Origin of the sequence: Streptomyces sp. NBC_01320 (assembly GCF_035974375.1) — a bacterium.
Lineage (GTDB): Bacteria > Actinomycetota > Actinomycetes > Streptomycetales > Streptomycetaceae > Streptomyces > Streptomyces yanii.
Window position 1 is genome coordinate 10,744,179 of sequence record NZ_CP108390.1, and the last position, 19,445, is coordinate 10,763,623.

The following is a 19,445-nucleotide window of genomic DNA, read 5'->3' on the forward strand; positions in this document are numbered from 1 at the left end:
CCCCTGAGGGGCCCGAACACAGACCTCAACCGGCCCGTCCGCCCGGCCTCACCCTCACCCTCACCCCGTCTCGCCGGACTTCACGGCGAGATAGCGGGAAGGGAACTCGCCGCCGCCGTGCACCGCCAGGTCCGCGCCGTTGACGTAGGAGGCGAGGCCACCGGCGAGGTAGAGACAGGCGCCCGCGACATCTTGCGGGACGGCCATCCGCTCCATCGGGACGACCCGCGCCACCGCGGCCCCGCCGTCCTCGCCGTAGACGGCCGCGGCGCTCTCCGTGCGGATCAGGCCGGTGGTGATGTGGTTGACCCGCACTTTCGGCGCCCACTCCAGGGCCAATGCCCTGGTCAGGGTGAGCAGACCGGCCTTGGCGGCGGAGTAGGCGGCCGTGCCGGGCTGCGGGTCGTGGGCGGAGACACTGCCGATGTTGATGACCGAGCCACCACCGCTCTGGGTCTGCATGACCCGGTTGGCGGCCTGGGCCACGTAGAACGGGGCCAGCAGATTGAGGGCGACGATCTTCTCGACGAACCGCGGCGAGACCGTGGCCGCTTCGGCGTCGGGTGAGCCGCCGGCGTTGTTCACGAGGACATCGAGCCGGCCGAAGCGGTCCACGGCGCCGTCGACGAGCCGCGCCGCCGCCGCGGGGTCGCGGACATCGGCCGGGAGGAACACGGCGTGCCGCCCGTTCGAACCGGGCAGCGACCCCGGCTCGTTGCGGCCGCAGACGACCACATCCGCGCCCGCGCCGAGGAACGCCTCGGCGATCGCCGCACCGATGCCCTTGGTGCCCCCGGTGACCACCACGACCCGTCCGGTGAAGTCAATCGGGTTGTTGCTGTCCATGGTCCCGCCTTCTTTCAGGCTCCGGTCGGTCTTACTGGAATCCGTGGCTGGAACCACGGACCCGGGTGACCGGGCTTGTGCCCGGCCGGTCACGCGGCGGTCAGCCCCAGGCCGGTGGCGAGCCGGCCCCGGTGCCACGACGGCGGGCCGAAGAGCCGGCCGGAGCCGTGCGCGCGTTTGAAGTAGCGGTGCGCGGTGTGTTCCCAGGTGATGCCGATACCGCCGTGCAGCTGGATCATCTCGCCCGCCACCGCGGAGAACGCCTCCGAGCAGGCGGACTTGGCGACGGCCGCGGACCGGCTCAGCTCCGACGAGCCCTCGACGGCCGCGAAGGCCGCGCCGAGTGCGGCCGAGCGCGCCGACTCCACCAGCACGTACGCGTCCGCGAGCCGGTGCTTCACCGCCTGGAAGGAACCGATGGGTCGGCCGAACTGGACGCGGTCCTTGGCATACGCGACCGTGAGTTCGAGACAGCGTTCGGCCGCGCCGACCTGCTCCGCGGCGAGCGCCGCGCAGGCCAGGTCCAGTACGTGCCGCAGCACCCGGTCGCCCTCGCCGTCGGTGCCGATGAGTCGGCCCTCGGCGCCGTCGAGGACCACGCGCGCCTGTGGCCGCGTCAGATCCATCGTCACCACCGCCTCGCGGCGTACTCCCGCACCGTCCACGGCTACCTCGAAGAGCGAGACCCCGGCCGCCGTGCGGGCCGCCACGAGCAGCACATCGGCCTCTGTGCCGTCCAGCACGTGCTCCTTGGTTCCGGTGATCCGCCAAATGCCGCCGTCGCCGGGGACGGCGACGGCCCCGGCCCGGATCGCCGCCGGGTCCCAGGAACCCTGCTCGGCCCACGCCAGCGTCCCCACCGCGTGGCCCTCGGCGAGCCGCGGCAGCAACCGGGTGCAGGCCGCCGCGTCACCGGAGGCGAGCAGCGCCTGCACCGCGAGCACCGCGGAGCCGAGAAAGGGGACCGGGCTCAGCTCCCGCCCCAACTCCTCCATCACGACGTGGACTTCCGCCGCTCCGCAGCCCGCGCCGCCGTACTCCTCGGGGACCGCGAGCCCCGCGACGCCGATCTGCCCGGTCAGCGGACGCCAGGCCGTCGCACCCTCGTAACGTGCGAGCAACGACCTTACTGCGGACCGCAGTTCCTCCTGTTCCTCCGTCAGTCTCATATGTCTGCTCCCTGGAGAACGCGGGCCCGGCACGCGGCGGGGGTGCCCCAGGCGTCGCGCAGCGGGCGGGCCTTGCGGATCCACAACGACAGGTCGAGTTCGTCGGTGTAGCCGAGGGCGCCGTGCAGTTGCAGGGCCGTGCGGGACGCGGCGTACGCGGCCTCGCCCGCCGTGACCTTGGCTGCCGCGATCTCGCGGGCCGGCGCCCGGCCGGAGGCCAGGGCCAGGGCGGCCGAGTGGACCAGCGGCTGGGCGAATTCGAGGGCGAGGAGGGTGTCCGCCAGCCGGTGCTTCACCGCCTGGAAGGAACCGATGGCCACCCCGAACTGGGTGCGCTGCCGGACGTATTCGACCGTGCGCGCCAGCAGGGCGCGGCCCAGCCCGAGGGCCTGGGCGGCGGCGGCCAGCGCCGCGACGTCGGCGGCGTACGCGGCCGCGGCGACCACCTCGGGCCCCCGCGCCAGCACGGTTCCCCCGACCGGCCGGGCCGGCCGTCGGGCCGGGTCGGCGGACGGCTGGACGGGGCCCGCCGACTCCGCCAGGCGCAGGGTGTCGCCGTCCACGACGAAGACGGCGTCGGCGGCATCGGCGTCCAGGGCGTAGGGGCTGTCGGGGGAGAGCAGGCAGAGCGAGGCGACCGTCTTGCCGGAGGCGATCACGGGCAGCCAATCGGCGGCAGCGGCCTCGTCGCCGAGCCGGTCCAGGAGCGCGGCGGCGGCGACGGTCTCGACCAGCGGTCCGGGGACGGCGTGCCGTCCCAGTTCGGTGAAGGCGACGGCCAGTTCGAGCGGGAGCGGGCCGAGGCCGTCGTGCTGCTCGGGTACGGCGAGGGCGAAGACCCCGGCCTGCGCGAGCCGGTCCCACAGCGCGCGCCCGGGTCCGTGGTCGCCGGACGCCCAGGCCCGTACGGCACCCATGGTGTCGTACGAGCCGAGCATGCCGTCCAGGGTGCGGGCGAACTCCCGCTGTTCGTCGTCGAGGAGGAACCGCATCACCGGCGTCCCTTCGGCAGGCCGAGCAGCCGCTCGGCGATGATGTCGCGCTGGATCTCGTTCGTGCCGGCGTAGATCGGCCCGGCGAGGGAGAAGGTGTAGCCCTCGGCCCAACTGCCGTGTCCGGGCGCCTCCTCGGCGCCGTCGGCCAGCTCGCCGTACGGACCGAGGAGGTCCAGGGCGGTTTCGTGCAGGGGGATGTCGAGCTCGGACCAGAAGATCTTGTTGAGGCTGGACTCGGCGCCGATCGCGCCGCCGCCGGCCAGGCGCGAGGCGCCCGCGTAGGTGAACAGCTGGTAGGCGCGGGCACCGATCACCGCATCGGCAACCCGGTCGCGCAAAGCCGTGTCGGCGGGGTCGGCCCGCTCCCGCCACAGCGCGGTCAGGCGGTCGGCGGCCGCGGTGAAGCGGCCGGGGCTGCGCAGGGTCAGGCCGCGCTCGTTGCCCGCGGTGCTCATCGCCACCCGCCAGCCCTGCCCGGGCTCGCCGATGACGTCCTCGTCGGGCACGAACACGTCGTCGAGGAAGAGTTCGGCGAAGGCGGGCTTGCCGTCCAGCCGGCCGATGGGCCGTACGGTCACGCCGTCGGCGTCCAGCGGGAACATCAGATACGTCAGGCCCTGGTGCGGCCTGCCGGCATCCGGGTCGCTGCGGAAGAGGCCGAAGGCCCGGTCGGCGAAGGCGGCCCGCGAGGACCAGGTCTTCTGGCCGCCCAGCAGCCAGCCGCCGTCGGTGCGCACGGCCGTCGAGCTCAGGGAGGCGAGGTCGGAGCCGGACTCCGGCTCGGACCAGGCCTGGGCCCAGATGACCTCGCCGCTCGCCATGCGGGGCAGGATGCGGGTGCGCTGCTCCTGCGTACCGTGCTCGAAGAGGGTGGGGGCGAGCAGGTTGATGCCGTTCTGGCTGACCCGGCCGGGCGCGCCGGCCGCGTAGTACTCCTCCTCGAAGATCAGCCATCGAAGGATCGAACCGCCGCGTCCGCCGTACTCCTCGGGCCAGGAGACCACCGACCAGCGGTCCGTGAAGAGGGTGCGTTCCCACTGCCGGTGGGCGGTGAAGCCTTCGGCGGTCTCCAGGGAGGGCAGCGGGGTACCGGGGACGTGCGCGGCGAGCCAGGCCCTGGCCTCGGCGCGGAAGGCGTCCTCCTGCTCAGTGAAATCGAGGTCCATCAGGATCCCGCCTTCTTCATCGCGCGGATGTCCATGCCGCCCAGCGCGTCGGGGGCGGTCTCGGCGTTGTGCGCGTGTGCGAGGTGGTGCAGTCCGAAGACCGAGTCCATGCCGGTGTGCAGACCCTGCAGGTCCTCGGCCTGGTTGACCGCGCGCTTGGTGAGGGCGAGCCCCATGCGCGGCATCTCGGCGATCCGGGTCGCCAACTCCGTGACACGTTCGGTCAGTTCGGCGCGCGGGACGACGCGGTTGACCATGCCGACCTCGTACGCCCGCTGGGCGCTCATCCGGTCGCCGGTGTACAGGAACTCCTTGGCGATGCGCGGCGGCATCACCCAGGGGTGCGCGAAGTACTCGACGCCGGGGATGCCCATGCGGACCACCGGGTCGGCGAAGAACGCGTCGTCGGAGGCGATGATGAGGTCGCAGACCCAGGCGAGCATCAGGCCCCCGGCGACGCAGGCGCCCTGCACCGAGGCGATGACGGGCTTGGGCAGTTCGCGCCAGCGGCGGCACATGCCCAGGTAGACCTCGGACTCGCGGGCGAAGCGGCTCTCCGCTCCCTGCTTGTCCGAGTGGTCCCACCACAGGCCCGCCTTGCGGTCGAACGGCAGATGGGCGTCCCGTTCCGGCGTGCCGATGTCGTGGCCCGCGGAGAAGTGCTTCCCCGCTCCGGCCAGGACGACGACCTTGACCTCGTCGTCGTCGGCGGCGCGGTAGAAGGCCCGGTCCAGGGCGTAGGTCATCGCGGAGTTCTGGGCGTTGCGGTAGTCGGGCCGGTTCATGGTGACGGTCGCGACCGGGCCTTGCCTCTCGTAGCACACCGGTTCGTCATGGGCAGCGGTCATCGGGCCCCCTCCTTCCCTAACAAGTGTTTGGTAGACTACCGTACGGCCATGAGCAGCGTCGAGGAGTTCCGTACCGAGTTCCGCAACTGGCTGGCCGCCCACCTCACAGGGGAGTTCGCGAGCCTGCGTGGCCGCGGCGGCCCGGGCCGGGAGCACGAGGCATTCGCCGATCGGCTCGCCTGGGAACGGCACATGGCGGCCGAGGGCTGGACGTGCGTGGGCTGGCCGAAGGAGTACGGCGGCCGGGGCGCGACCCTGGAGCAACAGGTCGCCTTCCATGAGGAGTACGCCCTGGCCGACGCCCCCGCCCGGGTGGGCCACATCGGGGAACAGCTGCTCGGCCCCACCCTCATCGCCTTCGGCACGCCCCAGCAGCAGGAGCGGTTCCTGCCACCGATCGTGGAGGCCCGGGAGCTGTGGTGCCAGGGATACAGCGAGCCGGACGCCGGTTCCGACCTGGCGAACGTACGGACCCGCGCCGAGCGGGATGAGGGGGGCACCTCCCGCTCGAGCGGAGCCGAGAGTGGGGGAGATTGGGTCGTCACCGGGCAGAAGATCTGGACCTCACTGGCCCACGAGTCCGACTGGTGTTTCGTCGTCGCCCGCACCGAAGCCGGATCGACCCGCCACCAGGGCCTGTCCTACCTCCTGGTGCCGCTGGACCAGCCCGGCGTCGAGATCCGGCCGATCAACCAGTTGACCGGTACCTCGGAGTTCAACGAGGTGTTCTTCGACGGTGCGCGCACCCGCGCCGGACACGTCGTCGGCGCCCCCGGAGAGGGCTGGAAGGTGGCCATGGCCACCCTCGGCTTCGAGCGCGGGGTCTCCACCCTCGGCCAGCAGGTCGGCTTCCGTCGCGAACTGGAGTCCCTCATCGAACTGGCCCGGCGCAACGGCGCGGCCGACGACCCGCTGATCCGCGACCGGCTCGCCCGCGCCTGGGTCGGTCTGGAGACCATCCGCTGCAACGCCCTGCGGATGCTCGACCAGGTTGCCGCGGGCGCCCCCGGCCCCGAGGCGTCCATCGGCAAGATCTTCTGGGCGACCTGGCACCGGGAACTGGGCGAGCTCGCCATGGACGTGTGCGGCGCCGACGGCATGCTGGCGGCCGGTCAGCCGTACGACCTCACCGACTGGCAGCGGCTGTTCCTCTTCTCCCGCTCCGACACCATCTACGCCGGTTCCAACGAGATCCAGCGCAACATCATTGCCGAGCGCGTCCTCGGCCTGCCCAAGGAGGCCCGCCCATGACCACACCGCCGCCCTACGTGCCCGGCCACGCACTGCTCGACGGCCGCACCGCCGTCATCACCGCCGCCGCGGGTGCGGGCATCGGCGGGGCCACCGCCCGCAGATTCCTGGAGGAGGGCGCCCGGATCGTCATCGGCGACGCCCATGCGCGCCGGCTGAAGGAGAGCGCCGAAGCGCTCGCCGAGGAGTACGGCGCCGACCGGGTCGCCGCACTGCCGTGCGACGTCACCGACGAACAGCAGGTCGCGGCCCTCTTCGACCTCGCTCAGGAGCAGCACGGCGACCTCGACATCGTCGTCAACAACGCCGGACTCGGCGGCACCGCCGACCTGGTCGAGATGACCGACGAGCAGTGGTCCACGGTTCTCGACGTCACTCTGAACGGCACCTTCCGCTGCACCCGCGCCGCGCTGCGACGAATGAAGGAGCGGGAGCGCGGGGGCGTCGTCGTCAACAACGCCTCGGTGATCGGCTGGCGCGCCCAGCGCGGCCAGGCGCACTACGCCGCCGCCAAGGCTGGCGTGATGGCGCTCACCCGCTGCGCGGCCGTCGAGGCCGCCGAGTACGGCGTGCGCGTCAACGCCGTCGCGCCGAGCCTCGCGATGCACCCGCACCTGGTGAAGGTGACCACCCCCGAACTGCTGGCCGAGCTCACCGAGCGCGAGGCGTTCGGCCGCTATGCCGAGCCCTGGGAGGTCGCCAACGTGATCGTCTTCCTGGCCAGCGGCTACTCCTCGTACATGACGGGCGAGACGGTCTCCGTCAGCAGCCAGCGGGCGTGACGGGTGATGACCGGATACCGAAGCGCAGCGCGCCCGGCAAAGGCGAGAAGACCACGATGAGCCCGTCCCCCGAGCGGCACAGCGAACTCCTGGCCGCCGCCGCCGAGGTGTTCGCCGCGCAGGGATACAACGCCACCACCGTCCGCAAGATCGCCGACGCCGCCGGGATGCTCGCGGGAAGCCTCTACTACCACTTCGACTCCAAGGAGTCGATGCTCGACGAGATCCTCTCCACCTTCCTGGACGACCTGTGGACCCGGTACGACGCCGTGCTCGCCGCCGGACTCGGCCCGCGGGAGACCATCGAGGCCCTCGTCACCGAATCCTTCCGGGAGATCGACCGGCACCGTGCCGCGGTCGCCATCTACCAGAAGGAGTCCAAGCACCTCTCCTCCCAGCCACGATTCCAGTATCTCGCCGACTCGCAGGTGAAATTCGAGAAGGCGTGGCTGGCAACCCTGGAACGCGGCGTCGCCGCCGAGATCTTCCGTGCCGATCTGGACATCCGGCTCACCTACCGCTTCGTGCGCGACACCGTCTGGGTCGCCGCGTCGTGGTACCGGCCGGGCGGACAGCACAGCCCCGAGGAGATCGCCCGCCAGTACCTGTCCATGGTGCTGGAGGGCATCGCCCTGCGGGACTGACATGTCACTGTGAACACAGAACAAGGAGCAGTCATGGCCGAGGCCTATATCGTCGAAGCAGTCCGTACCCCGGTAGGCAGGCGCAACGGCGGGCTCGCCGCCGCGCACCCGGCCGACCTGGGAGCACACGTGCTCACCGCGCTCGTCGAGCGCACGGGCATCGACCCGGCGGCCGTCGAGGACGTCGTCTTCGGCTGCCTGGACACCGTCGGCCCGCAGGCCGGGGACATCGCCCGCACCTGCTGGCTGGCCGCCGGGCTGCCGGAGGAGGTGCCGGGCGTCACCGTGGACCGGCAGTGCGGTTCCTCCCAGCAGGCCGTGCACTTCGCGGCCCAGGGGGTGCTCTCCGGCACCCAGGACCTGGTCGTCGCCGGCGGCACCCAGAACATGTCGCAGATCCCGATCGCCTTCGCCAGCCGCCGGGCCGCCGAACCGCTCGGACTCACCGAGGGGCCGTACGCCGGCTCCGCGGGCTGGCGGGCGCGCTACGGCGACCAGCCGGTCAACCAGTTCCACGGCGCCGAGCTGATCGCCGCGAAGTGGGGCATCACCCGGGAGCAGATGGAGGAGTTCGCGTTGCGCTCGCACCAGCGGGCGATCCGGGCCATCGACGAGGGCCGCTTCGACCGGGAGATCATCCCTTACGGCGACGTGACGAGCGACGAGGGCCCGCGCCGGGACACCTCGCTGGAGAAAATGGCCGGCCTGAAGCCGCTGGTCGAGGGCGGCCGGCTGACCGCCGCCGTCTCCTCGCAGGTCTCGGACGGGGCCGCCGCGATGCTCATCGCCTCCGAACGGGCCGTCCGCGAGCACGGCCTGACCCCGCGGGCCCGAATCCACCACCTCTCGGTGCGCGGCGAGGACCCGATCCGGATGCTGTCCGCGCCGATCCCGGCGACGGCGTACGCGCTGAAGAAGACCGGGCTCTCCCTCGACGACATCGACCTGGTCGAGATCAACGAGGCGTTCGCCTCGGTCGTCCTGGCCTGGCTGAAGGAGACCGGAGCCGACCCGGAGAAGGTCAACGTCAACGGCGGCGCCATCGCCCTCGGCCACCCCCTGGGCGCCACCGGCACCAAGCTGATGACCACCCTGCTGCACGAACTCGACCGCACCGGCGGCCGGTACGGCCTGCAGACCATGTGCGAGGGCGGCGGCCAGGCCAACGTCACCATCATCGAACGCCTCTGACGTGTTGTCAGACAAGCATCCGTGCGGGGTGCGGTTCCCGGTCCGGGACGCCGCACCCCGTACGGCGTCGCCCGGATGTCCGGCGCACCGAAGCGCGAGTGCCCGCGGCCGTCAAGGCCGCGGGCACTCGCGCTTCGCCGTGCTCGTTCTCAGCGCGGCAGGGGAAGGGGCAGACCGCGGAGCGTGGCGTCCGCCTCGGCCATGATGCGGTCGACGAGTTCGGCGCACGACGGCAGATCGTCGATCAGCCCCGCGACCTGGCCGGAGGCCATCACCCCGAGATCGGTACGCCCGTCGACCATCGACGCCTTGAGCAGCATCGGGGTGTTGGCGGCCAGCAGGACCTGGCTCCAGGTCAGTTCCTTGCCGTGCTTCATCGCCAGGCCGTCGCGGATCATCCGCGCCCAGCCCAGGCCCGATTCCTTCTTGAAGGCCGCGGCGTGCCGGACCGCCCGCAGCAGCGCGGCGGCCCGTCCCGAGCGTTCCAGCGCGTCCACCATTTCGGTGCGCAGCATCCGGTGCGGCAGGCCGTCCACGGCGGTGGTGACGGTCACGTCCGTCACCGCCGCGGCCAGATACTTCGCCTTGACCGCCGCGGGCACGGTGCTGTCGGAGGTGAGCAGGAAGCGGGTGCCCATGGCGATCCCGGCCGCGCCGTAGGACAGCGCGGCGACCAGGCCGCGGCCGTCGTGGAAGCCGCCCGCCGCGATGACCGGGATGTCCACCGCGTCGACGACCTGGGGGAGCAGGACGGTGGTCGCGACGCTCCCGGTGTGGCCGCCCCCCTCGCCGCCCTGCACCACCACCGCGTCGGCGCCCCAGGCGGCGACCTTCTCCGCATGCCTTCTGGCGCCGATGGACGGGATGACCACCACCCCGGCGTCCTTCAGCCGCGCGATCAGCTCACGGGAGGGCGCCAGCGCGAACGAGGCGACCTTGACGCCCTCGTCGATGATGATCCGTACCCGCTCGGCCGCGTCCCCCGCGTCCGCCCGCAGGTTGACGCCGAACGGCGCGTCCGTGCGTGAGGTGACCTCGCGGACGGCGGAGCGGAGCTGTTCGACGGTCATCGTGGCGGAGGCGAGGATGCCGAGCGCGCCCGCTTCGGCGGCCGCCGTGACCAGGCGGGGACCCGCGACCCACCCCATCCCGGTCTGCACGATGGGGTGGCGTACGCCGACCAGTTCGGTGAAGGGGGTGGTGATGCCGGCGCCGCTCATGCGGGGACCTCGCGCTCGCGCACGCCCTTCGGGTCGATGACCTCGCGGATCAGCCGCAGCTCCGCGGCGGTGGGCTCGCGGGTGTACGGCACCTCGTCGGGGATCGTGAGCGCGAAGCCGGTGGCCTCGACGACCTCTTCGGCCGTGACGCCGGGGTGCAGGGAGCGCAGCCGCATCGTGCGGTCCGGGGTCTCGAAGTCGAAGACGCCGAGGTTGCTGATGACGTCCGGGATGCGGTGGTAGCGGGTTGCGGCGGGGCCGGCCGCGGCGGCGCGGTCGTAGCCGACGCCGCAGACCATGTCGACCCGCTCGACGAACACCCGCGCCGAGTGCCTTGGGATCCAGTAACTCGTCGGGTTGTTCAGGGTGTTGAGCGGGGCGCCGCGCACCCCCAGCAGCTGCCGCTTGGGGGCGGCCCAGTCGCCGATGCAGGAGATGTTCTGGTTGCCGTGGCGGTCGATCTGGGTCGCGCCCATCATCACGTGCCGCCGTCCCGTGGCGGTCATGGTCAGATGCTGACGGTACGGCAGCCACCCCTCCGCCACCTCGGACTTCGCGCCGACCGCCGGCACGTCGCCGATGAGCAGCGCCTCGCCGTCGGTCAGCAGCAGATCGGGGGAGAAGGTGAGCTTCGCCAGCCGGGCCCCGATCGTGGGGACGGTCCCCATCGGGCTGGCCAGGACCTCGCCCGCGTCCCGCCATGCCTCGGCGCAGGCCACCACGCAGTATTCGGCCCGCGTCGCCGTTGTCGTCGCTGTGCTGCCGCTCACTTTTCCTCCTCGTGGAACGCCGCCACCGCGGCCTGGTACGCGGCCTCGTCCCCGGACAGGAACCGCTCGGTGAACGCCTGCCACGCCTCGGGGTCGCGGGCGGCCTGGACGTAGGTCCGTTGGAACGTCTCGTCGCGGTCGTGGTCGGGCACGCACGACGTGAAGTGCGCGCCGTTCGGGGTCTCGACGACACCGTTCACGAACGCGCGCTTGACCAGCAGCGTCTGCGGTCCGTTCTCCTTGAGCAGTTCCGCGGTGTCCACGATTTGCTCGCAGGAGACGTATGCGGTGTCGGCGGCCTCGCAGAACAGGTCGTCGAAGTACGGGTCGGGGCCGAGGTACTGGGCGTTGCCGTGCACATCGGCGCGGTTGAGGTGGACGAGCGCGGCGTCCAGCCGCAGTGCCGGGACCGCGACGAACTCCTCGCCGTCCTCGTACGGTGAAGTGACCGTCCGCAGCTGCGGGTTGACACGCATCACGTCCGAGGCGAGCCCGGCCCGCACCGGCATGAAGGGCAGTCGTTGCGTGGCGGCGGTCAGCCCCCACATGAACATGGCCTCGTCCAGCTCCACCATCTCGAACGCACCCCGCTGCCGGGCCGCACCGAAGTGCGGTTCGAGGGGGATGGAGTCGAGCGTGGCGAAGGCGGCGATCAGCTTGCGGATCCGTCCGGCGGCGGCGAGCAGCCCGACGTCCGGACCGCCGTAGGAGACGACGGTCAGGTCGGTGACGTTCGAGCGCAGCAGCGCGCGCACCAGCGCCATCGGCTTGCGCCGGGAACCCCAGCCGCCGATGCCGATCGTCATGCCGCTCTCCAGCCGGCCGACGACCTCGTCGGCGGTCATGGTCTTGTCCCTGCTCACGACTGCTGCTCCTGTTCCGTGCCGAAGGTGTTGCGGACGCGGTCGGCCACGCCGCTGAGGTTGGCCTCGAAGGTGAAGCCCTGCTCGAATCGGTAGCTGCGGCGTACGTCGACCGGGTCGATGCCGTTGATCGCGGCCTTGGCGAAGCGGATCAGCGTCCCGTCCTTGGCGGCGATCTCGCGGGCCAGCTCCAGCGCCGCGTCCGTCAGTTGCTCGCGCGGTACGACCCGCCACACGGAGCCGTGCTGGTGCAGCTCCTGCGCGGTGGCGGTCCGCGAGGTGTAGTACAGGGCCCGCATCAGGTGCTGGGGGACCAGTCGGGCGAGGTGGGTTGCCGCGCCGAGCGCGCCCCGGTCCAGCTCGGGCAGCCCGAAGGTCGCGTCGTCGGCGGCGACGATGGCGTCGGCGTTGCCGACGAGGCCGATGCCGCCGCCCAGGCAGAAGCCGTGCACGGCGGCGACCACCGGCACCTCGCAGTCGTAGACCGCGGCGAACGCCTCGTAGCAGCCGCGGTTTGCGCCGATCAGGGCGTCGTGCCCGGTCGTGCGCTGCATTTCCTTGATGTCCACGCCGGCGTTGAAACCGCGGCCCGCGGCGGTGAGCACTACGCAGCGCACCTTCGGATCGGCCCCCGCGGCGCGTACCGCGGCGGCCAGGTCGTACCAGCCCTGTACGGGGAGGGCGTTGACCGGGGGGTAGTCCACGGAGACGAGGGCGATGCCCTCTTCCGGGGCGGAGGTGGAGACACCCATGAGCAGATCAGCTACCTTTCCACCAAGCGTTTGTTAGGTTGCAAGCTAGCAGTGATCGGCGTGCGGCGGGAGATGTCCATGGCAGCGATCGCCGAACCGACCGGACGCGCCGCTTCCGACACCGGCCGGCGGGTTCTGGCCGCAGACCAAGTGCGGTGACCGGCAAAGCTTGCCGGGAGGGGCACTGGATTCGCTCACCGAAAGGACACACACCCATGACCGGACTGTGCACGGGACGCGTCGCCGTCATCACCGGGGCGGGCCGCGGGCTCGGGCGCGCGCACGCCCTCGCCCACGCCGCCGAGGGCGCCAAGGTCGTCGTCAACGACCTCGGAGTGGGCCTCGACGGCACGGGAGGGGCCACCGGGCCCGCCCAGCAGGTTGTCGAGGAGATCCGCGCACTCGGCGGCGAGGCCGTGGCACACGGCGGCGACATCACCACCACCGAGGGCGCGGCCTCACTGATCGCCACCGCCCTCGATGCCTTCGGCCGCCTCGACACCCTCGTCAACAACGCCGGATTCCTGCGCGACCGCATGCTCGTCAACCTGGACGACGACGACTGGGACGCGGTGATGCGCGTCCACCTCAAGGGCCACTTCCTGCCGCTCAAGCACGCCGCCGCGCATTGGCGCGCCGAGGCGAAGGCCGGCCGTACGCCCGAGGCGCGGGTTGTCAACACCAGCTCCGGGGCAGGTCTCCTGGGCAGCGTCGGACAGGGCAACTACTCCGCCGCCAAGGCAGGGATCATCGGTCTGACGCTGGTCGCCGCGGCCGAGATGGGCCGCTACGGCGTCCAGGTCAACGCCATCGCCCCGGCCGCCCGGACCCGGATGACCGAGCAGACCTTCGCCGAAACCATGGCGGCCCCCGAGGACAGCGGATTCGACGCCATGGCCCCGGAGAACGTCTCCCCCCTCGTCGTCTGGCTGGGCTCCGCCGCGTCCGCCGGGGTGAGCGGCCGGGTCTTCGAGGCCGAGGCCGGCCGGATCACCGTCATGGAGGGCTGGCGGCCGGGGCCCACCGCGGACAAGGGAGCCCGCTGGACGCCGGCGGAGGCGGGGGAGGCGGCGCTCAAGCTGCTCGCCGACTCCGAGCCCCCGCAGCCGGTGTACGGGGCGCGCTGACGCAGAGCGGCGGGGGGGGGGCACCCACCCGGTCCGGTGGGTGCCACCGCCCCGCCACGCGGCCCACAAGCCCCCTGCTCCTACCGCCTGGTGACGAGGTCGACAACGTCCGGGCTCATGGAAGGTCGGGGGCCCATGCCACTCCGTTGATGTGCGCCCCGCCGTCCACGAAGACCGTGTTGCCGGTGACGTAGCGCGCGTCCTCCCCGGCGAGGAACAGCGCCACCGGGGCGATGTCGTGGGCGGGGTCCCCGACCCTTCCCATGGGATTCATGCCGCTGGTCTTCGCCTCCAGCTCGGGATGCCGACTCATCATGCTCCGGAAGGCCGCACTCTTCGCGCCGGGACAGATCGCGTTGGCCACCACTCCGGTGGGGGCCCACTCCCGGGCGGCGGTCCGGGTCAGGGTGCGCAGGGCCTCCTTGGCGGCGTTGTACTCCAGCGTCCCCATGTGCGCGTTCACGCCGTTGAGGCTGCACATGTTGACCACCCGGCCCCAGCCCCGGTCTCTCATGTGGGGGAAGACCGCCTGCATCGCCCAGAACGGTCCGTAGAAGCCGATGCCCAGGCCGCGAGCCAGCATCTCGTCGGTCTTGTCCTCCACCCGACCGACGTTGCCTGCGGCCCAGGCGTTGTTGACGAGGTCCGTACGCAGGAAGAGGCCGCCGGTTTCGTCGGCCACGGCGTGGCCCGTCTCCTCGTTCACCTCCGCGACCAGCACGCTGGCCCCCTCGGCGGCGAACCGCCGGGCGACTGCGGCGCCGATGCCGTTCCCGGCGCCGGTGACGATCGCGACGCGCCCCTTCAGCCTCATGCCTTCTCGCCCCGCACTCCGCTGTTCAGTAGTCGGGGGGACTCCGGTCGCCCGTCGAGGATGCGGTTGGTACGGGTGGTGACCCGCCAGCCGGTCGCGGCGCGCTGCAGTTGCCAGTGGTTGGCCGTGGCCCGGCGGACGATGTACCGGCCCTCCTCGTGCACGACCATCAGCGAGTGGCACACCGCGACCGCCTCGTCGCCGTCGACCGTGATGTGCGGGGGGCCCACCACGTGCGCGCATCCTCCTCGGATCCAGCTTTGGTGGGCGTCGGAGCGCACCATCGCCCCGATCTGCTCCTGACCGGCGAGGTAGACCTCGTCGATGTCGTACACGCCGTCCGGTTCCCAGAGCGCGGCGACCTCGTCCGCCGCCCCGCTGTCAACGAGCGGCCCGTACGACGCCATCAGGCGGGCGATCTCCCGCTCGTCCTCCAACTGCCGCAGCCGTGCCTCGAGCGCGGCCATCCGGTCATCCATCATGGTTTCTCCTTGTCGGAACGGGGGCGGAGATCTGCGGAGTTCAGGTGAGATCGGCGGCGATCGCGGCCAGCGCCTCGACCTGCTCGACGTAATGGGCCGCCGACTCGGCGGCGAGGGAGACGCTCACCAGCGTGGCCCCGGCATCGGCGACCTTCCGCAGCGCCACCGCCAAACGCTCCCCGTCCCCGGCCGGATCGAGCGGACGGCCGGCGCTGAGGACGACCTCGAAGCCCTCGGGCAGGTCGGCCGCATCGACCATCTCCCGCAGTTTCTCCAGCGAGAGCCCGAAGGGCACCCAACCATCGCCGTACGTCGTGGCGCGGCGCAGCGAACGCGGTGTGCGGCCACCGATCCACAACGGCACCCGCTCCTGCACGGCATGCGGCTCCACCATGAAGCCCTCGAAGTCGAAGTGCTTGCCGTGGTAGGCCGGTTCGCGCTGTGACAGCCCGGCGCGCAGCGCCGCGATGGCGTCGTCGGCGATCGCGCCACGGCCCTCGAAGGCCGCGCCGAGAAGGGCGAACTCCTCCTCCAGGCTGCCGACACCGAGCCCCAGGACGAGACGGCCGCCCGAGATCCGGTCGAGCGTGCCGTAGCGCTTCGCGATGGCCAGCGGGTGGTGGTAGCCGAGCACCAGGACCTGGGTGGCGAACCGGATGCGGCTGGTGCGGGCGGCGAGGTAGCCGAACGTGGCGAGCGGGTCCCAGTAGGTCCCCCCGCGCTGCTCGGCGATGCCGGTGGGGACGGCCACGTGCTCGGAACAGGTCAGGTGGTGAAAGCCGAAGCGGTCCGCGGCCTCGGCGATCGCCCCGAGCTCCTCGATGCCGGCGGTGCGCTCCCAGGGGGAGTGGGCGCCGGGGACGGCCGTGACGACGGGACTGGTGATTCCGAGTCGCATGGGCACCTCTTTCGTACGGTACGGGAGCTCACATCCAAACCGGTGAGGCGGGCACCGGGCGGGCCTCGTCCCGGTGGGCGGGAGACGTTCGCCGCCGTCCCGCCCGCTTCCCGGTCACCGGGAATCGGCGTCCCCGGCCCCGCACGCTCGCCGTAGCGTCGGGTGCGGACCCGAGTCCCGGACGAACGGTCCGTCCGGTCCGGCCCGCGCCGGGCTCCGGTCGGACGGCGGTCCGCACGCCCGACCCTTCGATGTGAGGAGATGCCATGACCCGCTGCGTCGTCGTGACCGGAGCCGGCTCCGGGATCGGAGCGGCCCTCGCCGCACTGCTACGGGCGCGGGGCGACCGTGTGATCGGGGTCGACCTGCGGGGTGCGGAGATCGAGGCCGATCTGGCCACGCCGGACGGCCGCGCCGCAGCGGCCGGGGCCGCGAGGTTGGCGGCCGGCGGAGTGGTGGACGCCGTGGTCACCTGCGCCGGCACCTCGGTGCCCGGCGAGGCCATGGTGACCGTGAACTACTTCGGCAGTACCGGGTTCGTGACGGCCCTGCAGCCCGCACTTGCCGCATCGTCGGCCCCGCGCGCGGTGCTGATCGGGTCGATCTCCGGCACCCAGCCGGCGGACCCGGCCGTCGTGGCGGCCTGCCTCGCCGACGACGAGGAGACCGCCCTGGTCCACGCCCGGGCGGCGATCGCGGACGGGCGGGAGCGGCAGCTCTACCCCTCGTCGAAGTCGGCACTGGCCCAGTGGGCCCGGAGGACCGCCGTCGCCGATGGGTGGGCCGATGCCGGAATCCCGGTGAACGTGGTGGCCCCCGGCGTGGTGCTCACCCCGATGAGCGCGGGACTCTTCGACGATCCGGCGATGAAACGGGCGATGGACACCGCCGTCCCGATGCCGCTGGGCGGCTACATGGAACCCGAGGTCGTGGCCCGGGCGGTGGCGTTCCTGGCCTCGGCCGAGAACACCCACATCACCGGACAGGTGCTCTACACCGACGGCGGAGCCGAGGCGACGCTGCGCGGACCGTCGGTGTTCTGAGCGCCCACGTCTCTCAGGCCACCGCCGTCCCGGACCCACACGGTCCGGGACGGCGGGGGACAGCGCCGGAGTCGGCGGGTCAGGGCCGCACGGACGCGCGGATCACCTTGCCCGTCGCGTTGCGGGGCAGGCTCTCGGTGGTGAGTCGCCAGCGCGTCGGGACCTTGAAGTAGGCGAGCTCGCCGACGGCGTACGCGCGCAGGGCCTCCTCGGTGACCGCGGATCCGGCCCCGGTCACCACGACGGCCGCCACTTCCTGGCCCAGGTCGGGGTGCGGGGCGCCGAGCACGATGCACTCCAAGACCTCGGGGTACGCGCTCAGCACCCCCTCGATCTCGGCGGGGTAGACGTTCTCCCCACCGCGGATGATCAGGTCGGAGCGGCGAGTGGTCAGATAAAGTCGCCCCTCCCGCAGGCAGCCGATGTCGCCGGTGCGCAGCCAGCGGTCCTCGCCGATCGCGTTCCCGGTGGCCTCTTCGTCGCCCCAGTAACCCAGCATGTTGAAGGCGCTGCGGACGCACACCTCGCCCTCCTCCCCCTCGGGAAGCGCTTCGCCGAGGGGATCGCGGATCTCCAACTGGACACCGGTGACCGGCCGGCCGAGCGATCCGGGTGCCTCCGCGAGGTCCTGGGAGGTGGCCACGGCGATCGCGGTACAGGACTCCGTCAGGCCGTAACTGTCCACGAGCGAGTCCTTCGCGAACGGCAGTTGTTTGCGCAGCCGCTCCTTGAACCGGGTCGAGGAGGGTGCGGAGGCCAGCGAGAACGCGGTCAGCGAGGACGTGTCGTACCCGCTGACGTCGCCGTGTTCCAGGAGCCGGTTGGCCATCGTGGGGACGGCGCCCCAGTTCGTGATCCGCTCACGCTCCACCATGCGCAGCACGGCATCCGCCTCGAAGGCGCCTTCGTACAGGGCGATCTTGCTGCCCGTCGCCAGGCGCGGCACGACCAGATTGTGCAGGCCGGCGATGTGGAACAGCGGCAGGGCGAGCAGATGGACACGGTCCATCGGGTCCAGCGGCTCGCCGAGCGCCTTCAGCAGGGCGTCGTTCAGCCGGTGGTACTCCACGACGGACAGCAGGTTGCGGTGGGTATGGACCGCGCCCTTGGGACGGCCGGACGTGCCGGAGGTGTAGAGGATGACGGCCGGGTCGTCCTCGGCGACGTCAACGGAGGGCAGCGGCTCGTCGCCGTACGCGGCGGCGAAGCGGGAGATGTCCTCCGTGACCGAGAGCACGGGCACCTCGACCCCGGCGAGCAGGGCGGCCCGCTTGGCGTCGGCCACGACCAGGGAGGGGGCCGCGTGCCCGACGCCGTACTCCAGCTCGCGCGCCGACCACCAGGCGTTGAAACCGACCACCACGGCGCCGATCGACACGGTGGCCCAGAACGTCTGGATCCACTCGACCGAGTTGGCGGCGGCGATGGCGACCCGGTCGCCCTTGGCGACGCCGTGCTCCTCGCGCAGCACCCGTGCCAGCGAGGCCACCTGGGCGGCGTGCTCGGCGAACGTCAGCCTTCGGTCCCCCGTGACGACGTACTCCCGGTCGTCGAACCGTACGGACTCGTGGAGCACCTCGTGCAGCGCACGACGGCGATGGGTGAAGACCGGGAGACGGGTGCCCAGGACGTCGTCCTCGGCGAGTTCGAACCGGCAACCGGGGCCGGTGAGCCCGGCCATCACGGCGAGGGCGTCGGAGCGGGCGTCGGTGTCGCTGGTCATCGGGGACTCCTCCGGGGGCATCGGGACTCCACTGGGATCGCGGTCGGGCCAGTGTCGGCCAGAGTCCGGCCTCCGTTGCCCGTGTGGTTCCGGTCACTGGGACACCTCGACACGACTATGCGGGAACTGCTGACGACGGCCCGGTCGGGCACCGGAGCAGAGCGACCTGCATCTCCACCAGTTCCCGCACGGTCCGGGCGAGCGCCCCGGGTTGCGACCCGCCGTCGTGGTGACGGCGCTCGTGCTCCGCGAGCAGGCGCAGGCTGACCATCGCGGACCATTCCAGACGGCGCTCGACGTCGTCGCGGGGGAGATCCCCGAGCAGGGCATGGATCCGGCGGTGCACGAGATGGACCGAGGCGGGGGTGGTGGCGGTGTCGCGCCAGGCCGCGCGCACGGACGGCTCGTCGAGGGCCCGCGCCAGGAAGCGCAGGTAGTACGTGCTTCCCCCGGTGCCCTCGATGGTCTCGGCCAGCGGCTGGACGAGCAGGGTGACCAGGGTCCGCAGGTCCGGCGGGGGCGTGGCGCCCCGCGCCCGTGCCACGAGCTCGGCGCGCCGCGCGTCCACCGGCGCCGAGCGCGCCGCGATGATGGCGTCGATCAGGCCCTGTCGGGAACCGAAGTGGTACTGCGCCGCCGACTTGTTGCGCTGCCCCGCCTCCACGCCCACGGTCCGCAGGGAGACGGCGTCGATCCCGCACTCGGCGAAGAGGCGCTCGGCGACGTCGATGAGGAGGGCGCGGGTATTCGCGCTGGGGTCTGCCACGGGGTCCTCCGGTGAGTGGGACGGATCGTTGACCACATTAAGGCATGCGCCTTAATGTGCGCCCGCACGAAGGAAGCTCCCTTTCCCGCGAACGG

20 protein-coding genes are annotated in these 19,445 nt (G+C 72.0%); 6 read left to right on the top strand and 14 right to left on the bottom strand.

The window, feature by feature from the left end; genetic code table 11:
- Positions 1-60 precede the first annotated feature (60 nt).
- The 5 genes from OG395_RS49065 to OG395_RS49085 form a co-directional block, all read right to left on the bottom strand.
- The gene (locus OG395_RS49065) at positions 61-846 is read right to left on the bottom strand and encodes an SDR family oxidoreductase (RefSeq protein ID WP_327248697.1); all 786 of its coding nucleotides are present in this window, start codon (positions 844-846) and stop codon (positions 61-63) included.
- Positions 847-935: 89 nt separating this feature from the next.
- The gene (locus OG395_RS49070; RefSeq protein ID WP_327248698.1) at positions 936-2,015 is read right to left on the bottom strand and encodes an acyl-CoA dehydrogenase family protein; all 1,080 of its coding nucleotides are present in this window, start codon (positions 2,013-2,015) and stop codon (positions 936-938) included.
- The gene (locus OG395_RS49075) at positions 2,012-3,007 is read right to left on the bottom strand and encodes an acyl-CoA dehydrogenase family protein (RefSeq protein ID WP_327248699.1); all 996 of its coding nucleotides are present in this window, start codon (positions 3,005-3,007) and stop codon (positions 2,012-2,014) included. The genes OG395_RS49070 and OG395_RS49075 overlap by 4 nt, the downstream gene beginning before the upstream one ends.
- Positions 3,007-4,176, bottom strand: coding sequence for an acyl-CoA dehydrogenase family protein (locus OG395_RS49080; protein ID WP_327248700.1), 1,170 nt, complete (start codon positions 4,174-4,176; stop codon positions 3,007-3,009). The genes OG395_RS49075 and OG395_RS49080 overlap by 1 nt, the downstream gene beginning before the upstream one ends.
- On the bottom strand, positions 4,176-5,024 hold the full coding sequence (locus OG395_RS49085; RefSeq protein WP_327248701.1) for an enoyl-CoA hydratase: 849 nt from the start codon (positions 5,022-5,024) through the stop codon (positions 4,176-4,178). Before OG395_RS49085 ends, OG395_RS49080 begins: the two co-directional genes overlap by 1 nt.
- A gap of 48 nt (positions 5,025-5,072) precedes the next feature.
- Between OG395_RS49085 and OG395_RS49090 the strand changes: the two genes are divergently transcribed.
- Genes OG395_RS49090 through OG395_RS49105 form a run of 4 tightly spaced genes read left to right on the top strand, consistent with a single transcriptional unit; the run spans position 5,073 to position 8,892 of the window.
- Positions 5,073-6,275 (top strand): acyl-CoA dehydrogenase family protein, encoded by a 1,203-nt coding sequence (locus tag OG395_RS49090; RefSeq protein ID WP_327248702.1) that lies wholly within the window; start codon positions 5,073-5,075, stop codon positions 6,273-6,275.
- A complete protein-coding gene (locus OG395_RS49095; RefSeq protein ID WP_327248703.1) occupies positions 6,272-7,057 on the top strand; it encodes an SDR family oxidoreductase in 786 nt (261 codons plus the stop codon). The genes OG395_RS49090 and OG395_RS49095 overlap by 4 nt, the downstream gene beginning before the upstream one ends.
- A gap of 56 nt (positions 7,058-7,113) precedes the next feature.
- Entirely contained in the window at positions 7,114-7,701 is a 588-nt protein-coding gene (locus OG395_RS49100; protein WP_327249704.1) for a TetR/AcrR family transcriptional regulator, read from the top strand.
- A gap of 33 nt (positions 7,702-7,734) precedes the next feature.
- Positions 7,735-8,892: an acetyl-CoA C-acetyltransferase gene (locus OG395_RS49105; protein WP_327248704.1), complete on the top strand. Its 1,158-nt coding sequence runs from the start codon at positions 7,735-7,737 to the stop codon at positions 8,890-8,892.
- A 149-nt stretch (positions 8,893-9,041) separates the two neighbouring features.
- Here the strand turns inward: OG395_RS49105 and OG395_RS49110 are convergent, their stop codons facing one another.
- Genes OG395_RS49110 through OG395_RS49125 form a run of 4 tightly spaced genes read right to left on the bottom strand, consistent with a single transcriptional unit; the run spans position 9,042 to position 12,497 of the window.
- Positions 9,042-10,112 (bottom strand): NAD(P)H-dependent flavin oxidoreductase, encoded by a 1,071-nt coding sequence (locus OG395_RS49110; RefSeq protein ID WP_327248705.1) that lies wholly within the window; start codon positions 10,110-10,112, stop codon positions 9,042-9,044.
- A complete protein-coding gene (locus tag OG395_RS49115) occupies positions 10,109-10,882 on the bottom strand; it encodes a CoA-transferase subunit beta (RefSeq protein ID WP_327248706.1) in 774 nt (257 codons plus the stop codon). Before OG395_RS49115 ends, OG395_RS49110 begins: the two co-directional genes overlap by 4 nt.
- Positions 10,879-11,727: a CoA transferase subunit A gene (locus OG395_RS49120; RefSeq protein ID WP_327249705.1), complete on the bottom strand. Its 849-nt coding sequence runs from the start codon at positions 11,725-11,727 to the stop codon at positions 10,879-10,881. The genes OG395_RS49115 and OG395_RS49120 overlap by 4 nt, the downstream gene beginning before the upstream one ends.
- A 14-nt stretch (positions 11,728-11,741) precedes the next feature.
- Positions 11,742-12,497, bottom strand: coding sequence for an enoyl-CoA hydratase family protein (locus tag OG395_RS49125; protein WP_327248707.1), 756 nt, complete (start codon positions 12,495-12,497; stop codon positions 11,742-11,744).
- 215 nt (positions 12,498-12,712) lie between these two features.
- On the opposite strand from OG395_RS49125, the gene OG395_RS49130 reads away from it, so the two are divergent.
- Positions 12,713-13,624 (top strand): SDR family oxidoreductase, encoded by a 912-nt coding sequence (locus OG395_RS49130; protein ID WP_327248708.1) that lies wholly within the window; start codon positions 12,713-12,715, stop codon positions 13,622-13,624.
- A 115-nt stretch (positions 13,625-13,739) separates the two neighbouring features.
- On the opposite strand, the gene OG395_RS49135 is transcribed toward OG395_RS49130, so the two are convergent.
- The 3 genes from OG395_RS49135 to OG395_RS49145 are packed head-to-tail and all read right to left on the bottom strand — an operon-like array spanning position 13,740 to position 15,818.
- Positions 13,740-14,438 carry an SDR family NAD(P)-dependent oxidoreductase gene (locus OG395_RS49135; RefSeq protein WP_327248709.1) on the bottom strand — a complete coding sequence of 233 codons (699 nt, stop codon included), beginning with the start codon at positions 14,436-14,438 and terminating at the stop codon, positions 13,740-13,742.
- The gene (locus tag OG395_RS49140; RefSeq protein ID WP_327248710.1) at positions 14,435-14,920 is read right to left on the bottom strand and encodes a nuclear transport factor 2 family protein; all 486 of its coding nucleotides are present in this window, start codon (positions 14,918-14,920) and stop codon (positions 14,435-14,437) included. The genes OG395_RS49135 and OG395_RS49140 overlap by 4 nt, the downstream gene beginning before the upstream one ends.
- Before the next feature lie 40 nt (positions 14,921-14,960).
- The gene (locus OG395_RS49145; protein ID WP_327248711.1) at positions 14,961-15,818 is read right to left on the bottom strand and encodes a TIGR03619 family F420-dependent LLM class oxidoreductase; all 858 of its coding nucleotides are present in this window, start codon (positions 15,816-15,818) and stop codon (positions 14,961-14,963) included.
- A gap of 266 nt (positions 15,819-16,084) precedes the next feature.
- Between OG395_RS49145 and OG395_RS49150 the strand changes: the two genes are divergently transcribed.
- A complete protein-coding gene (locus OG395_RS49150; protein WP_327248712.1) occupies positions 16,085-16,861 on the top strand; it encodes an SDR family oxidoreductase in 777 nt (258 codons plus the stop codon).
- Between the two features lie 79 nt (positions 16,862-16,940).
- Here the strand turns inward: OG395_RS49150 and OG395_RS49155 are convergent, their stop codons facing one another.
- Both OG395_RS49155 and OG395_RS49160 read right to left on the bottom strand, forming a co-directional pair.
- Positions 16,941-18,584 (bottom strand): class I adenylate-forming enzyme family protein, encoded by a 1,644-nt coding sequence (locus tag OG395_RS49155; RefSeq protein WP_327248713.1) that lies wholly within the window; start codon positions 18,582-18,584, stop codon positions 16,941-16,943.
- Between the two features lie 115 nt (positions 18,585-18,699).
- The gene (locus OG395_RS49160) at positions 18,700-19,350 is read right to left on the bottom strand and encodes a TetR/AcrR family transcriptional regulator (protein WP_327248714.1); all 651 of its coding nucleotides are present in this window, start codon (positions 19,348-19,350) and stop codon (positions 18,700-18,702) included.
- Between the last annotated feature and the right edge of the window lie 95 nt (positions 19,351-19,445).

Coding starts and splice junctions, on each gene's coding strand:
- OG395_RS49065 (WP_327248697.1), bottom strand. CDS start 846: ATGGACAGCAACAACCCGATTGACTTCACCGGACGGGTCGTGGTGGTC.
- OG395_RS49070 (WP_327248698.1), bottom strand. CDS start 2,015: ATGAGACTGACGGAGGAACAGGAGGAACTGCGGTCCGCAGTAAGGTCG.
- OG395_RS49075 (WP_327248699.1), bottom strand. CDS start 3,007: ATGCGGTTCCTCCTCGACGACGAACAGCGGGAGTTCGCCCGCACCCTG.
- OG395_RS49080 (WP_327248700.1), bottom strand. CDS start 4,176: ATGGACCTCGATTTCACTGAGCAGGAGGACGCCTTCCGCGCCGAGGCC.
- OG395_RS49085 (WP_327248701.1), bottom strand. CDS start 5,024: ATGACCGCTGCCCATGACGAACCGGTGTGCTACGAGAGGCAAGGCCCG.
- OG395_RS49090 (WP_327248702.1), top strand. CDS start 5,073: ATGAGCAGCGTCGAGGAGTTCCGTACCGAGTTCCGCAACTGGCTGGCC.
- OG395_RS49095 (WP_327248703.1), top strand. CDS start 6,272: ATGACCACACCGCCGCCCTACGTGCCCGGCCACGCACTGCTCGACGGC.
- OG395_RS49100 (WP_327249704.1), top strand. CDS start 7,114: ATGAGCCCGTCCCCCGAGCGGCACAGCGAACTCCTGGCCGCCGCCGCC.
- OG395_RS49105 (WP_327248704.1), top strand. CDS start 7,735: ATGGCCGAGGCCTATATCGTCGAAGCAGTCCGTACCCCGGTAGGCAGG.
- OG395_RS49110 (WP_327248705.1), bottom strand. CDS start 10,112: ATGAGCGGCGCCGGCATCACCACCCCCTTCACCGAACTGGTCGGCGTA.
- OG395_RS49120 (WP_327249705.1), bottom strand. CDS start 11,727: ATGACCGCCGACGAGGTCGTCGGCCGGCTGGAGAGCGGCATGACGATC.
- OG395_RS49125 (WP_327248707.1), bottom strand. CDS start 12,497: ATGGGTGTCTCCACCTCCGCCCCGGAAGAGGGCATCGCCCTCGTCTCC.
- OG395_RS49130 (WP_327248708.1), top strand. CDS start 12,713: ATGACCGGACTGTGCACGGGACGCGTCGCCGTCATCACCGGGGCGGGC.
- OG395_RS49135 (WP_327248709.1), bottom strand. CDS start 14,438: ATGAGGCTGAAGGGGCGCGTCGCGATCGTCACCGGCGCCGGGAACGGC.
- OG395_RS49140 (WP_327248710.1), bottom strand. CDS start 14,920: ATGATGGATGACCGGATGGCCGCGCTCGAGGCACGGCTGCGGCAGTTG.
- OG395_RS49145 (WP_327248711.1), bottom strand. CDS start 15,818: ATGCGACTCGGAATCACCAGTCCCGTCGTCACGGCCGTCCCCGGCGCC.
- OG395_RS49150 (WP_327248712.1), top strand. CDS start 16,085: ATGACCCGCTGCGTCGTCGTGACCGGAGCCGGCTCCGGGATCGGAGCG.
- OG395_RS49155 (WP_327248713.1), bottom strand. CDS start 18,584: ATGACCAGCGACACCGACGCCCGCTCCGACGCCCTCGCCGTGATGGCC.